Genomic DNA, 20,562 nt, shown 5'->3' on the forward strand with positions numbered 1-20,562 from the left:
AAATAAAACAGAAGACGGAAAATCTTTGCTGGATTTTCTTTCTTCTGTTTTTTGCATGTTTTTTAAAAATTACTTTTAATTGAAGACCATCCATGAGAAGCATCAGAGTAAATCTCCCCTAAGCTAGTCCCGATCAATTTCAATCCCCAGCACGGTCAGGTGACCGTTCCCCACAAGTTTTATGACAAGGCGGGCCATATGATCCGGCTTAAAATCATTTTCATAATTGACTAGCCAGTGTACCGTTCCTAAAAAAATAGAGGTCATATATTGAACAATAAAGTCTATAGGCACTTCGATGTCATTTTCTGTGATTTTCAGCTTTTGAAAAATTTCCTCGTATCTGTCATACAGCAGGTCGATTAATTTTTGGCGGAATTGAATCGTTGCGGTGCCATCAGTGATGGAAGAAAAAAAGGGTTTGTTTTCTTGAATAACCTGAAAGATTTTTGTCAGCATCCGTTCCATTTTTTTTAATTTGACTTTATTTCCTGCCAGCAGTTTCTCCGCATCTAAAACATCGGCAAATGCTTTGATCGAGACGTCAAGAATCTGGTCGTATAAATCTTGCTTGTCCTTAAAATGGGCATAAAATGTTGCCCGATTAATCATCGCAGTATCGGCAATCTCCTGAATGGTGATTTCTTCATATTCTTTTGTCTTGCTCAAATCGACAAAAGCCTCTATAATCATTTTTTTAGTTCTAATTACTCGCAGGTCCGTTTTTTTCTTCATGACAAATTCTCCTTTTTTAAGGGATAAGCAACAAACGGGGCTGTAATGTTGGTTAACCCACATTTCGATACATATTGTTTGTTGAAAAATCTTTCACATGGTATAAAATGATTATATCAAACACTTTGTATTATAATCAACATGATGTTGGTTATATAGTGAAATCAGAAACAAGTTGAGGTGCTTTCGTGTTAAGAGCAGGGATAGATGTAGGATCAACCACCGTGAAACTGGTGGTGATGGATGATAACTTGGAGCTTTTGTTTTCAAAATATGAGCGCCACTATTCAGATGTGAAGCAAGCGATGGAAAAAATTCTAAATGAAGCAAAGAGTGTTTTGGGAGATCAGGAGCTTTCCGTTTCAATCACAGGTTCTGGCGGCATGGGTTTGGCAGAGTTATTGAAAATTGATTTTGTTCAAGAAGTCATTGCCTGCACGAAGACAGTAGAAAAAATAATTCCTGAAACAGATGTTGCCATCGAACTTGGCGGGGAAGATGCCAAAATCACCTTTTTTGATGGTGCGCTGGAACAACGGATGAACGGAAGTTGTGCTGGGGGCACAGGAGCCTTTATCGACCAGATGGCCGTCCTGCTGAAAACAGATGCAAATGGTGTCAATACACTGGCTAAAAATTATCAAACAATTTACCCGATTGCTTCTCGGTGCGGAGTATTTGCTAAAACGGATATTCAGCCGCTGATTAACGAAGGGGCAGCACAAGAAGATATTGCCGCCAGTATTTTTCAGGCAGTGGTGAATCAGACCATTGCCGGATTGGCTTCAGGAAGAAAAATACGTGGGAAAGTCGCCTTTTTAGGGGGACCGTTATTTTTCATGAGCGAACTTCGCCGTCGATTTATCGAAACCCTGGATATTAAAGAAGAAGATGTTATTTTCCCTGAAAACTCCCAATTATTTGTTGCCATCGGTGCAGCTTTAGATAGTCAGGAACATGAAAATTGTTTTACGATTGACACGCTCCTTGAGCGGATTAATGATGACGAAGAAAATGTTATGGTGTCGGAAGACACGCTGGAACCATTGTTTCATTCGGAACAGGAGCTGGCAGAATTCAGGCAGCGCCACAGCCGGGCTTCGGCTGAGATGGGAAGTTTGGCGACTCATTCAGGTGTGATTTTTCTAGGCATTGATGCAGGTTCTACCACAACAAAAGTTGTTGCCATTGATGAAGAGGGCGCCATTTTATTTCAACACTATGGCAATAATGAGGGACAGCCGTTAGAAACTACTATGACTGTTTTGCAAGAGTTGTATCAGCAGATGCCTGACGATGTATTTATCGGAAAAGTTGCGGTGACCGGCTATGGTGAACATCTTATCAAACATGCGTTGAAGCTGGATATTGGTGAAGTAGAAACCATGGCCCACTATAAAGCTGCCAACCGCTTTTATCCAGGTGTGGATTTCATCTTGGATATCGGCGGACAAGACATGAAGGCTATGAAAGTAAGAGAAGGGGTTCTGACTTCTATTCAACTGAATGAGGCCTGTTCTTCCGGCTGCGGTTCATTCATCGAGACGTTTGCCAAGTCTTTACGTTATGGTGTGGAAGAATTTTCTCAACTGGCATTAAGCTCGCGGGCACCCGTGGATTTGGGCTCGCGCTGTACGGTTTTTATGAATTCCAAAGTGAAACAAGTGCAAAAAGAAGGAGCTTCTGTGGGAGATATTTCAGCAGGATTGTCCTATTCCGTTATCAAAAATGCAATTTACAAAGTGATAAAAGTTCGCCGGCCAGAGGATCTGGGAGAAAAAATAGTCTGCCAAGGGGGAACTTTCTATAATGAAGCCGTGCTGCGGGCTTTTGAACTGGTCAGCGGTATGGAGGTAGTTCGACCGTCCATTGCCGGACTAATGGGGGCGTATGGTGCTGGATTGATTGCCTTAGAAAATTATCAAGCTGGCGATGTATCATCAATCCTGTCCTTGGAAGAAATGGAAAAATTTACGGCAGAAAATGAGCATACGGTTTGCGGACTGTGTGAAAACAATTGTATGCTGACTGTTACTATTTTTTCAGATGGCAGGCAGTTTATCACCGGCAACCGGTGTGAACGGGGCGCAAAAATAAAAATTCAAAAAGAAGACCGCCGCGAAAACATGGTGGATTATAAATATCGGAAATTATTCAAGTATCGTCCCTTGAGTATGGCGAAACAGACACGAGGGGTAATCGGAATCCCGCGGGTGCTGAATATGTATGAGAATTATCCATTATGGCATACAATTTTTACAGATTTAGGCTTTAGAGTAGAGCTCTCACCTAGATCAGATAAAGAACTTTACGAATCCGGCATCGAGACGATTCCCAGCGATACGGTCTGCTACCCCGCTAAGATTTCTCACGGGCATATTCAAGCTTTGATTAATCAAGGTGTTCCGTTGATATTTTATCCGGGGGTTATTTTTGAACAGGAAGAATTTGCCGGGGCGGACAATCATTTTAATTGTCCTATCGTTCAAAGTTATCCTGATGTGATAAAAAATAATGTGGATGATATTCGTGAAGGAACAGTAGATTACCGCAATCCCTTTCTCAATCTTGCCAATCAAAAAGCTGTCAGCGAAATCATGTTTGAATCTTTTAAGGATTTTGGAATTACTAAAGAAGAAATGACTGCTGCGGTGGCACACGGTTATGAGGAGCTGAGCAGTTTCAAGCAGGATATCCGTGAAAAAGGGGAACAAATGCTGAGCATGCTGAAGCACAAAAATCAAAAGGGAATCGTTTTGTCGGGCCGTCCTTATCATATCGATCCCGAAATCAATCACGGCATCGCTAATGTGATTACCCAAGAAGGTTTCCATGTGCTGACGGAAGACGGAATCTCTCATCTGGAAGATGTGGGAGAGTTGAGAGTGGTTAATCAATGGATGTATCATTCACGTTTGTATGCTGCCGCCAGAGTGGTTGCCAAGTCCACAAATCTGGAGTTGGTTCAGCTTAATTCTTTTGGCTGTGGCATTGACGCGGTGACCACCGATCAGGTTGAGGAAATCATGGAACAGTACGGAAAGATTTACACCGTGCTGAAAATCGATGAAGGTTCTAATTTGGGTGCCATTCGGATTCGCTTGCGCTCTTTGAAGGCTTCTGTCAAGGAAAGGGATAAACTTGATTTTGTTCCGCAAAAACAATATGAGATGCCCGACCGGATAATTTTTACAAAAGAAATGAGTAAGAAACATACGCTGCTTTTACCGATGCTTAGTCCTATCCACCAGACTGGTTTAGTAGACGTGGCACTGCAGGAAGCCGGGTATCAAGTAGTGTGTCTGCCCGCGGAAGACCCGGGTGCCATAGATATTGGACTTAAATTCGTCAACAATGACGCCTGTTATCCAGCAATCATTTCCATCGGTCAGCTCATCAAGGCGCTCGAAAGCGGACAATATGATTTAGACAATGTCAGCGTGATGATGACCCAAACAGGGGGCGGCTGCCGCGCTACCAATTATATTCCGCTGCTGCGTAAAGCATTGGCAGATGCCGGCTTTGGCAATGTGCCCGTAGTTTCTGTCTCAATGGGGAATAAGGGCGTAGAAGAACAACCCGGCTTCAAGCTGACACTGCCTCTCTTAAAACGTCTTGCCGTAGCTTTTTTATACGGTGATTTGTTTGAGCGCGTGGTCTATCGGACCCGTCCTTATGAATTAGAACCGGGAACTGTGGATGCACTTCATGGGGAGTGGATGAAAAAGATCGAGCCTAGTGTTCGTTCCGGCTCCTTCCGTCAATTCCAGAAGAATATGAAAGCAATCATCACAGAATTTGATAATCTGCCCCTATCTGATGAAATCAAACCAAAAGTTGGTGTCGTAGGCGAAATTTTGGTGAAGTATTCGCCCGTAGCTAATAATGATATTGTAAAAGTGATTGAAAGTGAGGGAGGCGAAGCGGTAGTACCTGATATTGCCGGATTTTTGCTTTATTCTTTATACAACAATATTTGGCGCTATGAGCATCTGGGCATGTCCAGAAAGAGCAAGTGGCTGGCAGAAATCGGAATCAAGGCAGTGGAACAATGTCAAAAACCTATGGACAAAGCATTGCGCCAGTCTGCCCGTTTCAGCGGTTTGACATCTATTTACGATTTAGCAGAGGAAGCAGGAAAAATTTTATCCATCGGCAACCACACCGGTGAAGGGTGGTTTTTGACTGGCGAAATGATCGAGTTGCTGAAAAACGATGTTCCTAATATTGTCTGTCTTCAACCTTTTGGCTGTCTGCCAAATCACGTGGTTGGAAAAGGCGTGATTAAAGAATTGCGTTCCAGATACCCTCAGGCTAATATTTCTCCTATTGACTATGATCCGGGAGTCTCGATTGTCAATCAACTGAATCGAATCAAATTGATGATGGCCACCGCTCACAAAGCAATGGAAGAGGAAGTCAAGGCTGGCAAACATTAGCCGCCGTTGACCTGCCCTTAAAAGTTTAGGTTTTATAACCTGACTTTTAAGGGTTCTTTTAATTGGATTTTTCTCTTTTTCAACAGATCAGCTAATTTAGTTGTTAATACGGTATATACCAGTTATAATACAGAAGTATCAACGACTAGAAGAAAAGCTGTTTGATCTTTAGACCAATAGTAAAATCCAGAGACAAGATCTGATGATAAGGCGAGAGGAGTGGAACATGATGTCGGAGATCACCATACCAAGATATTTACAGATATATAATCAGCTGCGTCAAGAAATCGAGGAAGGAAAATGGCAAGTGGGGGATAAGCTGCCGTCTGAAAGAGATTTGGCCATAAGTTTTGACGTCAGCCGCATGACACTTCGGCAAGCCGTTCAGACCTTGGCTGATGATGGGATTTTGGAAAGAAAAATCGGGTCCGGTACCTACGTTGCGGACAAAAAAGTTCAAGAAACATTAAAAGGAACGACTAGTTTTTCCCAGATCGTCCGTGAACAAGGAAAAAGACCGTCCAGTAAGGCGGTATCTTATTTTGTGACGCAGCCAAGTACCAATGAAATGGAAAAATTAAATTTATCCCATCGAGATAAAATTTTGAGGATGGAACGGGTGCGTTACGCTGACAATCTTCCGATTTGTTTTGAAATTATGAGTATTCCCTATGAGCTGGTGAAAACTTTTAATAAAAAAGAAATTACCCAGTCCTTTTATGAAACGATGAAGAAGAAAGGAAATTACCGTATCAGCCATTCGAAACAAAATATTTCTGCCACCCTTGCAAAAGAGCGGACAGCCGAATTTTTAAACATCAAAAAAGGCGAAGCCATGCTTCAGTTAACACAGCTGACCTACTTGGAGGACGGCCGTCCCTTTGAACTGGTGCGGTCTTATTACGTGGGAGACAGGTTCGAGTTTGTTTTAGAAAGATATTAGGGCCGAGGAATTGTTGGCTCATTTTGATTTATGTTTTAGACTAGTGATAGGTTATTTTCATGTACCGGTCGTTTTAATCAGCTTGTGAAAAATGAAAAAATTTGGAGAGGAAAATTTAAATGAAAAAAATCTGTTTTTTTCTGACTATGCCGAATGCTTTAGGACACACAGCGTTACAAGGACTCCCGCTGAATGAAAAAAGTTTAAAGAAATTTTTTGAACCTTACTATGAAGTTTCTCTGAATTATTACGACAGAGAGACTGCTGATTATTTGATTATTCCTGATCCCTTTGTGCCGTTTGTTAATGACACATCAGCTGTTGAAATCAAAGTTCCTTCAAAATACTTTATCACTAAAGAATATGAAAAAATCAAAGAAATCATAGATAACCACATCAATGGCAAATAATATGTACCGATAATAATTTGTTGTTATGTCATTTTTGGTCGGGAAAATTAAATAAGTGTAAATAGAAAAGTAAGTTTTTTGAGAAAATTTTCTCAAAAAACTTACTTTTCTACATTTGAAGCTCCGATTAAATTTCAGTTGATTTTCAGTTTTTTTTATTATGGAATATAGCTTGTGGTCCTGTGGTTTGTTTAGATTGGCTGTTCAAAATATTTTTTCTCACCTAATGTTACCTGTAATTGTCCGCTGAGCAAATCTGTCAACCGTTTTTCAAATTCAGCAGCTGCTGTATCATCGATCATCACTGTGACCGTCACTTTGTCAGTAAAGTTTGTTTCTGCAATACTGATATTTTCTTGACGCAAAAAATACTCCAAAACATTGTGGCTGGCGTAGTCAACAGTGATAAAAAGCTCTTGCTGCAATGTTCCTTTAACCAGTCCGATAGCATCCAAGCTTTCTGCTACGGCACTGCTATAGGCACGAATCAATCCTCCGGCTCCCAGCTTTATTCCGCCAAAATAGCGCGTGGCAATCGCTAATGTATTGATGACCTGACGTTTTTTTAAAACTTCAAGCATGGGAACACCTGCTGTTCCGCTAGGCTCGCCGTCGTCGCTGCTGCGCTGAATCTCCTGATGCTGTCCCAAAATATAGGCCACGCAGTGATGGTTGGCTTTCCAATGCTCTTTTCTGGTGGCTTGAATAATATCTTTTGCTTCTTCTTCTGATTGGATTCTGGCAAGTTTCGTAATAAAACGTGATTTCCTGATTTCAATTTCATGCACACCATTTTCTTTAATGGTGATATAAGATTCTTCCATAGGGGCACCTCGCTTACATTCTAGTATATTCAATAGGCAGATTTTGGGCAAGTTAAAAACAGAATGAAAAAAAGTTGAAAATTTTCTGTTTCGGCGTTAGAATAATTAAGGATTAAATTTGGATTGAGGTGTTGAAGCGTGATGGAAAATATCGAGAAAGTCTTTGATGGTGAAAATATTTTGTTGGCGGATGGCGAAAAAATCTCGCTGAAAAAAATCAGGAAAGTAAAAATCGTGGTGGCTCCCTATCTGATTTTCCAAGTGCTGCGTCAAAAAAATGATTGCTTGGAGCAAACATTGATGAGCATCATCTATCCTTCTTCTTCAGACAAAGTCTATGATAAGCAGCGGATGATTCAAGGGGAAGTCCGGACCACTCGTTCGATCCACTATTTTATCGAAGGGACTGCTCAAATCAGACGGAAAATAGACTTAAAAAAACCTCATAAAGTTAAGTTGACAGGACATCGAGATATCGTACTGGAATTGCTTGACGGTGCGGAAAAGAAAGTTTCCTTTGATGGGGAGTGCATGAATCGTTTGGAAGAAATCATTCAAATCGAACGAGACGGAGAACTCTTTCCAGCGACCGATTTTTTCGACCGGGCCTCCTATATTTTAGAAGTCGTCAAGGAACAGGGATTGCCAGTATCATCTTATATTTAATACATATACCAACAACAGCCTTTGCACCAGATGGTATTCTGGCGGCAAAGGCTGTTGTTTTATATTCGGATTTCCATCCATTCAGCAATGTCGCTCATGATTAAATCTTTTTCTTCTTCGTGAATAATTTCGTGACGCAAATCGTGATATAAGTGCAGTGTTAAATCATGAACACCATGTTGCTGCAGCTGTACGGCTGTTTTTCTCGGACCCTTGCCAAAATCACCGACCGGATCACGCTCGCCGCTGATAATAAGTACAGCCAAGTCCTCATTGATAGGTTCCGTCCAACCTTCTTTTGTTCCGCAAGCCATCAATTTCAGCAGGGTATAGAAACCATTGTTAGTAAAAATAAAACCTGCTTTTGGATCATTCATATAATCAGTGACATTTTGTTGGTTTTTAGACAGCCAGTTGAAAGAGGAGTGTTTTTCCGGGAAGGATTTTGGAAAATTTCCGAATATCAACTTGTCCATAGACGGATTGACTTTTTTGGGGGCAAGTAGATTTAATTGTTTGAGTACCGGTAAAATCAACTTAAGTTCTTTTTTATAGCCCCCAGTTCCCATAAGGATGGCACCAGTCAACTCGTTGCTGTATATTTTTAAATAATTGCGTAAAATGAATGACCCCATACTGTGCCCCAGAATAAAATAAGGAAGCCCAGGATATTTTTCTTTGGTGAGAGTTGTGAGCTCAAAGGTATCTTCCACAAGGATTTTATCGCTATTTTTTTTAGCGAAAAAGCCGTAGTCTTTCGAATTGGTCACTGACTCCCCATGTCCAAGGTGATCGTGGCCCACGACCAGCCAGCCCATTCGATTCAGATAATCTGCCAACAGCTCGTAACGTTCGATATATTCTGCCATGCCATGGACGATTTGCAGCACTCCGCGAGGATTTCCCTCAGGTATCCAGGCGATACCATGGAGATTGGTTTTATTGTTATGGGATAAAAAGGAAAAATGTTTCTTCATCTGTCGCCACTCTCCCCATCTATAATCTATTACTGTCATTATAAGAGAAAAAGATAAAACAAACAAATAAATGTCTTTCTTTTTCGTATTTTAGTGCTAAAGGATGAGATGGTAGACAGGCATTTAAGCAAATACAGAATGAAAACCTAGGAGCAGATCATGTGGCAGGAATTTTTTTACGGCAGAAGATTACTAAAGAGAGACATCCCTGAAAAACTGCGGATTCACCTTGGGGATGGGGCAATGAATACACTGCCGGCATTTAAAATTATAAGTGATAGAAAGCACCAGTGTCTTCGTTGCGGAAACATAATCAGGGAAAGTGATTTTTTAATCAATCGCTTAGGACTGGTCGAGCATTATTGTTCTTCTTGTTTGGTAATGGGAAAAGTAACAGCGGGTGATTTTTTTTACCATCTCACGCAAACAAATAAAATAAAATCCAATGAAACGAATTTCTATTGGGCAGGAAAACTATCTCCCAGTCAGCAGACAGCCTCACAAAAAATCGTTGATGCTGCGGGAAAAGAGAAGGATATCTTAGTTCACGCAGTTACAGGAGCAGGAAAAACAGAAATGATTTTTGAAGCTATCCATCAATCTCTTATGAAAGGGAAGTTTGTTTGTGTGGCAAGTCCCCGAGTGGATGTTTGTTTAGAATTATATCCGAGATTGCAGGCGGTTTTTGATACAAGCATCGCTTTGCTTCATGGCAAACAGGAGGCAGATTATTGCCACAGCCAGCTGGTGATATGCACCGCCCATCAATTATTGCGATTTTTTAGGGCATTTGACTTGCTAATCGTTGATGAGATAGATGCGTTTCCTTTTCGGGGCAATCCCATGCTGGAGTATGCAGTGACCCAAGCCCTGCGAACAGGCGGGAGTATGATTTATCTTACAGCCACACCAACCAAGGAGTTACTGTATCAGGTAAGGACGAAGGATATGGAACTCAGCCACATTCCTGTCAGATACCATGGTCACCCTCTGCCGGTGCCAGAGATCATCTGGCTTTGGAAATGGTATCGGAAATTAATGACAGATAAACTGCCCCAAATCCTGCATAAACTTTTGCTACAACAATTAAAAAATGGCAGAAGGACGTTGATTTTTTTGCCGACGATAGATTTGCTGCAGAAAACTGAAAAATTATTGCTCAAAGCTTTCCCAAATCAACGGATTGCCAGTGCTTCCTCTGAGGATGAAAAACGCTATGATAAGGTGAAAAAGATGCGTCAGGAAAGTTATGACTTCTTTTTATGTACGACTATTTTGGAACGGGGCGTTACTTTCAGCAACATTGATGTGATAGTCATCGGCAGCAATCATGGAGTGTTCAACACCGCTTCATTGGTGCAGATTGCAGGCAGGGCTGGTCGTAAAGCAGAATTTCCGTCAGGCGCTGTATTTTTTATCCATGATGGCTGGTCTTTTGCAATGAAACAGACACTCGAACAAATAAAAAAGATGAATGAAGCAAGCGTAAAAAGGGGACTGTTGAAAGATGAACTGCCAATTATGCGGTAATGCCATCAGGAAAAACCTTTCTCTAAAAGAATTGATTTGTTTCCTTCCAATAGAAAAAAACAATATTTGCCAACGATGTCAAAAGAAATTTGAAAAAGTGACTCCAGAGGGCTCATGTAAAATATGCAGAAGAAGAGGGTACACTGAGATTTGTGATGAATGTTTGAGATGGCAGAAAATATATCCTGAATATCCCCTTCAACATGACTGTCTATATTACTATAACGACAGGATGGGGGAGTGGCTTGACAGTTTCAAGTTCAAAGGAGATTTTCAGTTGGCAAGATGTTTCCATCCGGAACTAAAAAACTTTTTCTCACATCAAAAATATGATTTGATTGTTCCCGTCCCGCTTTCAAAAGCCCGGCAGCAAACAAGGGGATTTAATCAAGTAGAGGCACTGCTTTATTTTGCAGAGGTGCCATATAGCAATATTTTAGTCAAAACACTTGATACTCCGCCTCAATCAAGTAAAACCCGGCAGGAGCGGTTAGATATGCCGCAACTATTTTCATTAAAAAGCGGGCAAAGTGTTTTTCAAAAAAAAGTTTTGCTGGTTGATGATGTTTACACTACAGGAAGAACATTGCTTCATGGCGTGGATTGTCTATATCGCAGCGGGGCAAAGCTCGTGCACACTTTTAGCTTGGCCCGTTAATTTCAGGTTTTTTAAATGAGATTAATTGTATTTACGTCTCTTCTTAGATATAATATATCTAAAGAAGAGACAATTAACATTCTTTGCTTGTTGTTTCTTTTTTAGATGGTAGACGAAAGGGGCAATGTGTTATGTTGAGATTCAACATTCGAGGAGAAAATATTGAGGTAACAGAAGCGATTAGGAATTACGTGGAGAAAAGAGTTTCCAAACTAGAAAAATACTTCGATGAAGATCGCACTCCAGAATCTACGGCGCACGTGAATTTAAAAGTTTATTCTGACAAAAATGCTAAAGTTGAGGTGACGATTCCACTACCTTATATCGTTTTGCGGGCAGAAGAAACCTCTCATGATTTATATGCGAGTATTGACTTGGTAGTAGATAAATTAGAAAGACAAATCAGAAAATTCAAAACAAGAATCAATAGAAAACAAAGAGAAGTTTCGAAAGAAGCAGTTGCTCAACTGTTTGTCGAAAACAATAACTCGACAGAAGTGGCTGAAAATGAATTAGAGATTGTCCGGACGAAACGTCTGTCATTAAAACCGATGGATAGCGAAGAAGCTGTCCTTCAAATGAATATGCTCGGCCATAATTTCTTTATCTTTGAAGACGCAGAAACAAATGGCATCAGCATCGTTTACGCTCGTAAAGACGGCAAATACGGTTTGATTGAAACAGATTAACACATGTTATTTTACCAACGGGAGGCAAAGTGTCCGCACTTGCCTCTTCTTTTTTTGTGAAGCCGCAGTATAATTCATTTGCTGGTACGATAAATAATTGAAAAATGTTTCCTTTTCTTTTTAAAAGTGCTAAACTGATAAAGATGGATTCATATCTAGCGTTTGAAAAGGTTAATAGATAAGAAGTAATTAGTTTAAATGAAGAAAGGAACGACAAATAAATGAATTTTCTAAAGAAAATCATTGAGAGTGATAAGAAAGAACTGCGCCGCTTAGAGAAAATAGCGGACAAAATCGAAGCTTTAGCGAATACCATGGAAGCTTTGACTGATGAACAGTTGAAAGCTAAAACTGAAGAATTCAAAAATCGTTATCAAAAAGGAGAAACACTGGACGACTTATTGGTGGAAGCTTTTGCTGTTGTACGTGAAGCCTCGCGAAGAGTGCTAGGACTCTACCCGTTTAAAGTTCAGCTGATGGGCGGAATCGTACTGCATAACGGGGATATCCCTGAGATGAAAACCGGTGAAGGTAAAACCTTGACGGCAACGATGCCTGTGTATTTAAATGCTTTGACAGGCGAAGGGGTCCATGTAGTCACTGTCAATGAGTATCTGGCAACACGTGATGCCACTGAAATGGGTGAGTTGTATAATTTCTTGGGTCTCTCAGTCGGCTTGAATTTGAATTCGAAATCTTCTGACGAGAAACGTATCGCCTATGCTTGCGATATCACTTACAGCACCAATAATGAACTTGGCTTTGATTATTTGCGTGACAACATGGTAGTTTACCGGGAGCAAATGGTGCAACGACCGCTAAATTATGCCATCGTTGACGAGGTAGACTCGATTCTGATAGATGAAGCGAGAACACCTTTGATCATTTCCGGACAAGCCGAAAAATCCACGGCACTTTATAATCGGGCAGATAATTTCATCAAACGGTTAAAAGATGAGGAAGACTACAAGATAGACGTTCAGTCAAAAACCATCGCTCTGACTGAAGAGGGAATTTCCAAGGCAGAAGAAAATTTTGGTTTGGAAAACTTGTATGATATTGATAATACGGCGTTGACCCATCATTTGGACAATGCATTGCGGGCAAACTATATCATGCTGCGAGACATCGACTATGTTGTGCAAGACGGTAAAGTTATGATCGTAGACCAGTTCACAGGACGTATTATGGACGGACGCCGTTACTCTGACGGACTCCATCAAGCCATTGAAGCCAAGGAAGCAGTTGAAATCGAAGACGAAACAAAGACCATGGCAAATATTACTTTCCAGAACTATTTCCGGATGTATAAAAAATTGGCTGGTATGACAGGGACAGCAAAGACTGAAGAAGAAGAATTCCGTGAAATTTACAATATGGAAGTCATTCAAATCCCGACTAATGAACCAATCATACGTGACGACCGCCCTGATTTGCTGTATCCTACATTGGAAAGTAAATTTAAAGCAGTGGTTGCAGATATTAAAGAAAGACATCGCAATGGACAGCCAATCTTAGTGGGGACCGTTGCCGTTGAGACTTCTGAATATTTGTCTCAATTATTGCAAAAAGAAAAAGTTCCCCATGAAATACTGAATGCTAAAAATCACTTTAAAGAAGCAGAGATTATCTTAAATGCCGGGCAAAAAGGTGCTGTTACCATCGCCACTAACATGGCAGGTCGGGGAACAGATATCAAGCTTGGATTTGGTGTGGTGGAGCTAGGCGGCTTGGCCGTTATCGGAACAGAGCGTCATGAATCCCGCCGTATCGACAATCAGCTCAGAGGACGTTCCGGACGTCAAGGTGATCCGGGTGTGACACAGTTTTACTTGTCTCTTGAAGATGACTTGATGCGTCGTTTTGGTTCAGAGCGGGTAAAAGTGATGCTGGATCGCTTCAAAATCGAAGAAGACGATGCAGTTATTCAAAGCAAGATGTTGTCGAAACAAGTGGAAGGTGCGCAAAAACGTGTTGAAGGAAACAACTATGACACGCGGAAAAATATTTTGCAGTATGATGATGTGATGCGTGAACAACGGGAAGTTATCTATGCCCAGCGTAACCAAGTCATCATGGCAGATGAGACTTTAAATGATGTGGTACTTGGGATGATTGAACGGACAATTGACCGGATAGTGACCGATCACACTCAAGCTGAAGAACGCACAGACTGGAACTTGGAAGGGATTCTTGATTTTGCCCGTTCAGCACTTGTCCATGAAGATGCTATTAATCTAAGTGACATCGAAAATAAATCTCCAGAAGAAATGAAGACATTCTTATTTGCTCAGGCAAAAGAAATCTTTGATGAAAAATCAGCCCAGCTCAATGGACCGGAACAGCTGTTGGAGTTCCAAAAAGTTGTCATCCTGCGAGTGGTTGACCAGAAATGGACAGACCATATCGATGCCATGGACCAGTTGCGCGAATCCATTGGTCTCCGTGCTTATGGTCAGAACAATCCACTTGTTGAATATCAGCAGGAAGGTTATGAAATGTTCAACAATATGGTTGGGGCAATCGACCACGATGTAACTAGGTTATACATGAAGGCTCAAATCAGACAAAATGTTCAACGTGAACAAGTGGTTACAGGTGAAGCCGTACGCCCTACTGAAGAACAAGGACAGGTCAGCGGCGGGGACCACAAACCCCAACCTGTGCGGGTAGAAAAAGTGGGCCGTAATGAACCTTGTCCATGCGGCAGCGGCAAGAAATACAAAAATTGTCATGGCAAACAAGCCTAATTAAGGGTTTATAAACGATGCGACATAGGACTTTTCCTAGTCGCATTTCGTTTTGAAAAGGTGAAAGGAATGATTGTATGGAACTTAGTGAAATAAAAAATGATTTGCAAAAATCCAATCAAAAAATTCAAGATTTTAGGAGGTCCCTTTGACCTGGATAGTTTGGAAGAGCAAATTGCTAATTTTGAGTATCAGATGAGTTTACCTGATTTTTGGGACGATAGTAAAAATGCGCAGGAAATTATTTCCCAGTCTAATGAACTAAAAGAAACCTTCGAAAATTTCAAAGCTTTAGAGTCTGAGCAAGAAGATTTGAACGTTTTGTTAGAAATGCTGCAAGAGGAAAATGATCAGGAAATTTTGGAAGAACTGCTGTCACGGAAACAAGCTTTTGATGAAAAACTGGCTGCCTATGAACTTTCACAGCTTTTGGATGAACCTTATGACAAAAACAATGCCATCATGGAAATACATCCCGGTGCTGGAGGCACAGAGTCTCAAGATTGGGGCGACATGCTTTTACGCCTTTATACCAGATGGGCCGGTCAACATAATTATCAGGTAGAAGTTTTGGATTATTCCGGTGGAGATGAAGCGGGGATAAAGAGTGCAACGTTATTGATTAAAGGCTTTAATGCGTACGGCTATTTAAGATCCGAAACCGGTGTCCATCGTTTAGTGAGGATATCACCTTTTGATTCCAACAGCCGACGTCACACATCTTTTTGTTCCATCAACGTGATGCCTGAATTGGATGATGACATTGATATCACAATCAACTCCGATGATTTAAAGGTGGATACGTATCGTGCTAGCGGGGCAGGAGGACAGCACGTCAACAAAACCGAGTCCGCTGTTCGCATTACCCACATTCCCACAGGCATCGTCGTAGCAAGCCAAGCGCAACGTTCCCAGTTGAAAAACCGGGAACAGGCGATGGGCATGTTGAAAGCCAAGCTGTACCAGCTGGAACTTGAGAAAAAAGCGACAGAAGAAGCAGAAATACGCGGAGAAACAAAAGAAATCGGCTGGGGTTCTCAAATTCGTTCTTATGTTTTCCATCCTTATTCTATGGTAAAAGACCACCGAACCAATTACGAAGTCGGCAATGTGCAAGCTGTAATGGATGGAGAAATCGATGGTTTTATAGATGCGTACTTGCGAATGGGCTTGTCTTGAGAGGCAGTCCCGGCAAAAAGGTGAAAGTGAAACATAATTGTAATGAAATGTAAGATGATTTACAATGACATAGTGATATAATACAAGATGTCGAACGAGTATTTAAAGGTAGGAGAATGCTAAATGATAGAGATGAAGGATGTAACCAAAAAGTATTCAAATGGTACGACCGCTGTTCGAAATCTTTCTGTGAAGATTGATCAAGGAGAATTTGTTTATGTGGTGGGACCGAGTGGTGCTGGGAAATCTACATTTATAAAATTGATGTATCGTGAGGAAAAAGCGACAAAAGGAAATTTAAATGTTGTCGGTTATGACTTGCTGAAAATCAAGAACAAGAATGTACCGTATTTGAGACGGGAAGTAGGCATCGTCTTTCAAGATTATAAATTATTGTATCAAAAGACGATTTATGAAAATGTTGCGTATGCGATGCAGGTAATCGGCAAACGCCCGCGGGAAATCAAACGTCGAGTGATGGAAGTTCTTGATTTAGTCGGATTGCGTCACAAAGTTAGAGTGTTTCCTTCAGAATTATCTGGTGGAGAGCAGCAACGGGTGGCCATCGCCAGAGCAATCGTCAATACACCGAAAGTGCTGATTGCTGATGAACCGACAGGGAATTTGGATCCGGAAAACTCATGGGAAATCATGAAATTATTGGAGAAAATCAATACCCAAGGAACAACAGTCGTCATGGCGACACACAACAGTACGATAGTAAATACGATTCGTCATCGTGTAATTGCCATCGAAAATGGACGAATTATCAGAGACCAGGCGGAAGGGGAGTACGGATACGATGATTAGAGTTTTCTTCCGTCATATCGGCGAGAGTTTAAAAAGTTTAAAACGTAACGGATGGATGACCTTGGCTTCAGTCAGTGCCGTAACAGTCACTTTGGTACTGGTGGGAGTGTTCCTGTCTGTAATCCTCAATGTGACAAAATTAGCTCAGGATATTGAATCTGCTGTTGATGTGACTGTCTTTATCGACATCGGGACAGAAAAAGCTGAAATAGATGAGTTAGAGCAAGAGCTAAGGGCACTGCCAAATGTGGAAAAAGTTGAATTTTCAAGCAGTGATGAGCAATACAGAAAACTGGTTGAGAAATTAGGAGATACATTTAAAACATTTGAAGAAGATGAAAATCCCCTTTATGATGTCTTTATCGTAAGTGCCAAGACACCTGAGGATATCAAAAAAATTCAAAAAGCAGCAGAAAAGCTGACTTTCGTAAAAGAAGCAAATTATGGCGGTCTGACGTCTGATAAAATAATGGATATTTCCAAAAATGTCCGCACATGGGGATTAATAGGTACTGGATTGCTGTTGTTTGTGGCTATTTTCTTGATTTCCAACACCATTAGAATCACGATTATTTCCCGTAAAAGAGAAATTCAGATCATGCGTTTAGTTGGAGCCAAGAACGGTTTTATCCGCTGGCCGTTTTTCCTTGAAGGAGCTTGGATCGGCTTATTGGGTTCTGTTATTCCCATACTGCTGGTGACAGTCACCTATTCAAAAGCCTATGAAATCATTACTAAAAACTTTTTACCTTCTGCAAGCTATTCTTTGATCTCGCCGTCTGAACTGGTTTTGGCATTGAATATTGCCATGGTAACAGTGGGTGTGGTTATTGGGTCGCTAGGTTCTATTTTATCTATGAGAAGATTTTTGAAAATATAATAGAAAACAAGAGGCTGACCCATAAGTCTCAAAAATAGTAAAAAGGGAACCAAAATCAATAAAAAGATTTTGGTTCCCTTATTTTTTTGTTTATTTAAGAGGTTCTTCCGCTGATAGGCAGTTAACTTTCTCAGATTAACCGCCATAAATGCAAAACCTAATTCGTTTCTCACCTTATCTTTACCTCTTACTGAAAATCGAGTGAAGCCTAAATTAGCCTTCAGATTTCCGAAGGCTGGTTCTACGTCTATTTTTCTTTGACCATATAATTTGCCTGTTCGTTCGTCTTTCAGAAGTGTCTGAACGTAAGCTTTAAAATAGTCCCAATTGCCGTTTTTTTGAATCATTCTATTACGACCCGACTTCGCTTTGGTACATTGAGAACGAACTGGGCAGTTTTCACAAGAAAGACATTCGTATATTTTTAATTGTCGTTGGTAGCCATAGTTATCTATACGATTGGCATAACGTTTAAACGGGACCTCACGGTCAATGGGACATAAATAGGTATCTCTTAACTCATCATACCGCCAATTCAAAGGATTAAAACGATTCTTTTTAAAACTTCTCTTTTTCTCTTTGCGGTACATCCCATAGGTTATCAAAGGTGTTTTTTCAAAGCCATCCACAATAGTTTCATAGTTTTCTTCACTACCATAACCGGCATCTGCCACAATATAGTCGGGTAAATCAAAATAGGTATTTTCTATGGTCCGTAAAAAAGGAACTAAAGTTCTCGTATCCGTAGGATTCGGAAAGATGTCATAAGCTAGGACATATTGTTGATTGGTCGCAATTTGGACATTGTAACCTGCTTTTAGTTGCCCATTGCGCATATGATCCTCTTTCATTCTCATAAAAGTGGCATCGTGATCTGTTTTGGAGTAACTATTTCTCTCACCTAAAATAGCTTTTTGACGGACATACCGTGACTGACGTTCTTTAAAATCAGAGAATTGCTTCAAGGCTTGTTTAGGTGCCTTTCGTTGAGAGCGTAGTTGTTTTCGTTTTTTAGCGCAGTCAGAGGTCTCAATTTCTTGAGTCAAATTTTCTACACTTGTTTCTAATGCCGTGATGATTTTTGAAAACTCTTTGTCTGAAAGGTCTTTGTCTTCATCACAAATAGAAGGAATGATGGTTTCCTTCACGAGTTGTTGATAAATCTCTTTTGATTTCTCTGTCAACTTAGCTTCATACTTTTCAATGCTTTTTTTCCAGACAAATGTGTATTTATTGGCATTGGCTTCTAACTTAGTACCGTCAATAAAGATGGCATCTGTTTCGATAAGATTCTGGGAAACCAAAAGGTTTCGGAATTGAATAAAGCATTCTTCTAATAACACTTGCATCTGAGGATGTACACGAAACCGATTAATCGTTCTAAAATTGGGTTGCTGGGATTGTGTCAGCCAGCGAGCGCGAATACTGTCTTTAGCTAGCGCTTCAATTCTTCTGCCAGAAAAAACAGACTGCGTGTAACCGCACAAAATCAACTTCAACATCATTTTAGGATGATAAGAGGTTGCACCCATCTGATGGTCAAAAACCGAGAAGGCTTTTTCTGGCATGCTTTCTACAAGTTCATTGATTGCAAAAGCGATGTCACCCTTTTCCAAATAAATTTCTAAATCTAGTGATAAAGTGACTTGATTCATGTTATAATCTTTGTACATAGATAGCACTCCCTTTTGGTTATGGTTGGTACTTTAATTATACAAGGAAGTGCTATTTTTATCGCTAAAAAAAGGAACAAAATCATAAAAAGATTTCGTTCCTTTTTGCATTGAATGAGGACTTATGGGTCAACCTCTTGTTTAAGGGATGTACACATCAACTGTTGGTATTTACACACCAAACAGAAGGGTAGAAACAATTAATCGATAAAGTAATTTGATGTTTTTATTAATTTGGGGAATTATATTAAAACAAATCACAACTATGGTACGAATAATTGTTTCGTGTTAATTATAGCATATAATGTTCTAAAAAGGAACTGATTACTCTATAATATTATGATTCATAGGAGTAATCGTACATAAAGGTCATGTAAATGTATTTTTCATAAATGTTTGAAACTTTCACTTAAAAAGCTTGCAATTTTTGCATATTCCCTTTATGTTAATGATGGGGGAAAGTCCACATGGTGTGGCGCATTTTTTTATAACACGAGGAGGATTCTATGTGAAAAAAATCTTGAAATTTTCTATATTATTTTTAAGTGTTTTTTTTCTGAGCAGCTGTGGTGAATTAGTGGATCATGGAGAGTCTATAACAGTAGTAGGATCATCAGCTATGCAGCCGCTTGCTGAAGCTGCTGGAGAAGAATTCAGCAGCCGGAATTTAGGGAAATTTATCAATGTCCAAGGCGGCGGAAGCGGAACCGGTTTAAGTCAGGTTCAAGCAGGTGCAGTGGATATCGGGAATTCCGATGTTTTTGCTGAGGAAAAAGATGGTATTGACGCAGATAAATTAGTCGGGTTCAAAGTTGCGGTTGTAGGTATCACACCCATCGTGAATAAAGAAGTGGCAGTCGAAGACGTAACCATGGACCAATTGAGACAGATATTTACTGGTGAAATAACCAACTGGAAAGAAGTAGGCGGCAAAGATCAAAGCATCGTTTTGATTAATCGAGCGTCGGGAAGCGGGACGAGATTGACGTTTGAACGTTGGGTTTTAGACGGAGAACCGGCAAAGAAGGCCCAGGAACAAGATTCAACAGGCATGGTTCGTCAAATCGTGAGCACTACGCCAGGGGCTATCAGTTATGTTGCCTTCTCCTATGTGAACGAAGATGTGCGGCCGTTGACAATTGACGGTATCGCCCCGACTGATGAAAATGTTATAACTAACCAATGGACGATCTGGTCCTATGAACATATGTATACTAAGGGAGAACCAACTGGCTTGACTAAAGACTATATCAATTTCGTCTTATCAGACGATGTTCAAAAAGGCATGGTTGCCCAATTAGGATATATTCCAGTGACTTCAATGCAAGTTGAACGTAATGCTGCTGGGGAAATCATAAAAAAGGAACAATAAAGATAATAAAATCTGTTTAATAAATAT

General features: G+C 40.5%; 15 protein-coding genes and 1 pseudogene. 12 read left to right on the forward strand and 4 right to left on the reverse strand.

All coding sequences use genetic code 11. From position 1 onward, the window contains the following. Window positions 1–123: 123 nt before the first annotated feature. Window positions 124–735, reverse strand: coding sequence for a TetR/AcrR family transcriptional regulator (locus AC4PHI_RS04955; RefSeq protein WP_492201207.1), 612 nt, complete (start codon window positions 733–735; stop codon window positions 124–126). 239 nt (window positions 736–974) lie between these two features. On the opposite strand from AC4PHI_RS04955, the gene AC4PHI_RS04960 reads away from it, so the two are divergent. From AC4PHI_RS04960 to AC4PHI_RS04970, 3 genes are all read left to right on the forward strand, one after another. Next, complete coding sequence (locus AC4PHI_RS04960) at window positions 975–5,174, forward strand: acyl-CoA dehydratase activase-related protein (RefSeq protein WP_492201534.1); 4,200 nt, start codon at window positions 975–977, stop codon at window positions 5,172–5,174. Window positions 5,175–5,412: 238 nt separating this feature from the next. Continuing rightward, window positions 5,413–6,117 carry a GntR family transcriptional regulator gene (locus AC4PHI_RS04965; RefSeq protein ID WP_492201535.1) on the forward strand — a complete coding sequence of 235 codons (705 nt, stop codon included), beginning with the start codon at window positions 5,413–5,415 and terminating at the stop codon, window positions 6,115–6,117. A gap of 119 nt (window positions 6,118–6,236) precedes the next feature. Then, the gene (locus tag AC4PHI_RS04970) at window positions 6,237–6,527 is read left to right on the forward strand and encodes a hypothetical protein (protein ID WP_492201208.1); all 291 of its coding nucleotides are present in this window, start codon (window positions 6,237–6,239) and stop codon (window positions 6,525–6,527) included. A 191-nt stretch (window positions 6,528–6,718) separates the two neighbouring features. Here AC4PHI_RS04970 and AC4PHI_RS04975 read toward each other — a convergent pair whose 3' ends face one another. After that, complete coding sequence (locus AC4PHI_RS04975; protein WP_492201209.1) at window positions 6,719–7,351, reverse strand: YigZ family protein; 633 nt, start codon at window positions 7,349–7,351, stop codon at window positions 6,719–6,721. A 141-nt stretch (window positions 7,352–7,492) separates the two neighbouring features. On the opposite strand from AC4PHI_RS04975, the gene AC4PHI_RS04980 reads away from it, so the two are divergent. Next, the gene (locus AC4PHI_RS04980) at window positions 7,493–8,017 is read left to right on the forward strand and encodes a hypothetical protein (protein ID WP_492201210.1); all 525 of its coding nucleotides are present in this window, start codon (window positions 7,493–7,495) and stop codon (window positions 8,015–8,017) included. Between the two features lie 59 nt (window positions 8,018–8,076). On the opposite strand, the gene AC4PHI_RS04985 is transcribed toward AC4PHI_RS04980, so the two are convergent. Continuing rightward, entirely contained in the window at window positions 8,077–8,994 is a 918-nt protein-coding gene (locus AC4PHI_RS04985; RefSeq protein ID WP_492201211.1) for an alpha/beta fold hydrolase, read from the reverse strand. Window positions 8,995–9,153: 159 nt separating this feature from the next. On the opposite strand from AC4PHI_RS04985, the gene AC4PHI_RS04990 reads away from it, so the two are divergent. From AC4PHI_RS04990 to ftsX, 7 genes are all read left to right on the forward strand, one after another. Next, on the forward strand, window positions 9,154–10,524 hold the full coding sequence (locus AC4PHI_RS04990; protein WP_492201212.1) for an ATP-dependent helicase ComFA: 1,371 nt from the start codon (window positions 9,154–9,156) through the stop codon (window positions 10,522–10,524). 277 nt (window positions 10,525–10,801) lie between these two features. Further along, window positions 10,802–11,182: a ComF family protein gene (locus AC4PHI_RS04995; protein ID WP_492201213.1), complete on the forward strand. Its 381-nt coding sequence runs from the start codon at window positions 10,802–10,804 to the stop codon at window positions 11,180–11,182. A 131-nt stretch (window positions 11,183–11,313) separates the two neighbouring features. Beyond that, window positions 11,314–11,871, forward strand: a complete 558-nt coding sequence (gene hpf, locus AC4PHI_RS05000) for a ribosome hibernation-promoting factor, HPF/YfiA family (protein WP_492201214.1) — start codon at window positions 11,314–11,316, stop codon at window positions 11,869–11,871. A 221-nt stretch (window positions 11,872–12,092) separates the two neighbouring features. Further along, window positions 12,093–14,621 (forward strand): preprotein translocase subunit SecA, encoded by a 2,529-nt coding sequence (secA, locus tag AC4PHI_RS05005; protein WP_492201215.1) that lies wholly within the window; start codon window positions 12,093–12,095, stop codon window positions 14,619–14,621. Between the two features lie 77 nt (window positions 14,622–14,698). Beyond that, window positions 14,699–15,800, forward strand: a protein-coding gene (gene prfB / locus AC4PHI_RS05010; protein ID WP_492201216.1) for a peptide chain release factor 2 whose coding sequence is annotated in 2 segments (ribosomal slippage) — window positions 14,699–14,770 and window positions 14,772–15,800 — 1,101 coding nt in all. Because the reading frame shifts where the segments join, the coding sequence is not laid out codon by codon here. Window positions 15,801–15,923: 123 nt separating this feature from the next. After that, window positions 15,924–16,610: a cell division ATP-binding protein FtsE gene (gene ftsE, locus AC4PHI_RS05015; RefSeq protein ID WP_492201217.1), complete on the forward strand. Its 687-nt coding sequence runs from the start codon at window positions 15,924–15,926 to the stop codon at window positions 16,608–16,610. Beyond that, window positions 16,603–17,490 carry a permease-like cell division protein FtsX gene (ftsX, locus tag AC4PHI_RS05020; protein ID WP_492201218.1) on the forward strand — a complete coding sequence of 296 codons (888 nt, stop codon included), beginning with the start codon at window positions 16,603–16,605 and terminating at the stop codon, window positions 17,488–17,490. Before ftsE ends, ftsX begins: the two co-directional genes overlap by 8 nt. Window positions 17,491–17,606: 116 nt before the next feature. Here the strand turns inward: ftsX and AC4PHI_RS05025 are convergent. After that, window positions 17,607–19,163, reverse strand: a pseudogene (locus AC4PHI_RS05025) (IS1182 family transposase); the annotation flags it as partial. A gap of 520 nt (window positions 19,164–19,683) precedes the next feature. On the opposite strand from AC4PHI_RS05025, the gene AC4PHI_RS05030 reads away from it, so the two are divergent. Next, window positions 19,684–20,535 carry a phosphate ABC transporter substrate-binding protein PstS family protein gene (locus AC4PHI_RS05030; RefSeq protein WP_492201536.1) on the forward strand — a complete coding sequence of 284 codons (852 nt, stop codon included), beginning with the start codon at window positions 19,684–19,686 and terminating at the stop codon, window positions 20,533–20,535. Window positions 20,536–20,562: the final 27 nt, after the last annotated feature.

The organism is Vagococcus sp. QWL-13, assembly GCF_058683555.1.

Coding starts and splice junctions, on each gene's coding strand:
- AC4PHI_RS04970 (WP_492201208.1), top strand. CDS start 6,237: ATGAAAAAAATCTGTTTTTTTCTGACTATGCCGAATGCTTTAGGACAC.
- AC4PHI_RS04975 (WP_492201209.1), bottom strand. CDS start 7,351: ATGGAAGAATCTTATATCACCATTAAAGAAAATGGTGTGCATGAAATT.
- hpf (WP_492201214.1), top strand. CDS start 11,314: ATGTTGAGATTCAACATTCGAGGAGAAAATATTGAGGTAACAGAAGCG.
- secA (WP_492201215.1), top strand. CDS start 12,093: ATGAATTTTCTAAAGAAAATCATTGAGAGTGATAAGAAAGAACTGCGC.
- AC4PHI_RS04960 (WP_492201534.1), top strand. CDS start 975: ATGGATGATAACTTGGAGCTTTTGTTTTCAAAATATGAGCGCCACTAT.
- ftsE (WP_492201217.1), top strand. CDS start 15,924: ATGATAGAGATGAAGGATGTAACCAAAAAGTATTCAAATGGTACGACC.
- AC4PHI_RS04955 (WP_492201207.1), bottom strand. CDS start 735: ATGAAGAAAAAAACGGACCTGCGAGTAATTAGAACTAAAAAAATGATT.
- AC4PHI_RS04980 (WP_492201210.1), top strand. CDS start 7,493: ATGGAAAATATCGAGAAAGTCTTTGATGGTGAAAATATTTTGTTGGCG.
- AC4PHI_RS04985 (WP_492201211.1), bottom strand. CDS start 8,994: ATGAAGAAACATTTTTCCTTTTTATCCCATAACAATAAAACCAATCTC.
- AC4PHI_RS04990 (WP_492201212.1), top strand. CDS start 9,154: ATGTGGCAGGAATTTTTTTACGGCAGAAGATTACTAAAGAGAGACATC.
- ftsX (WP_492201218.1), top strand. CDS start 16,603: ATGATTAGAGTTTTCTTCCGTCATATCGGCGAGAGTTTAAAAAGTTTA.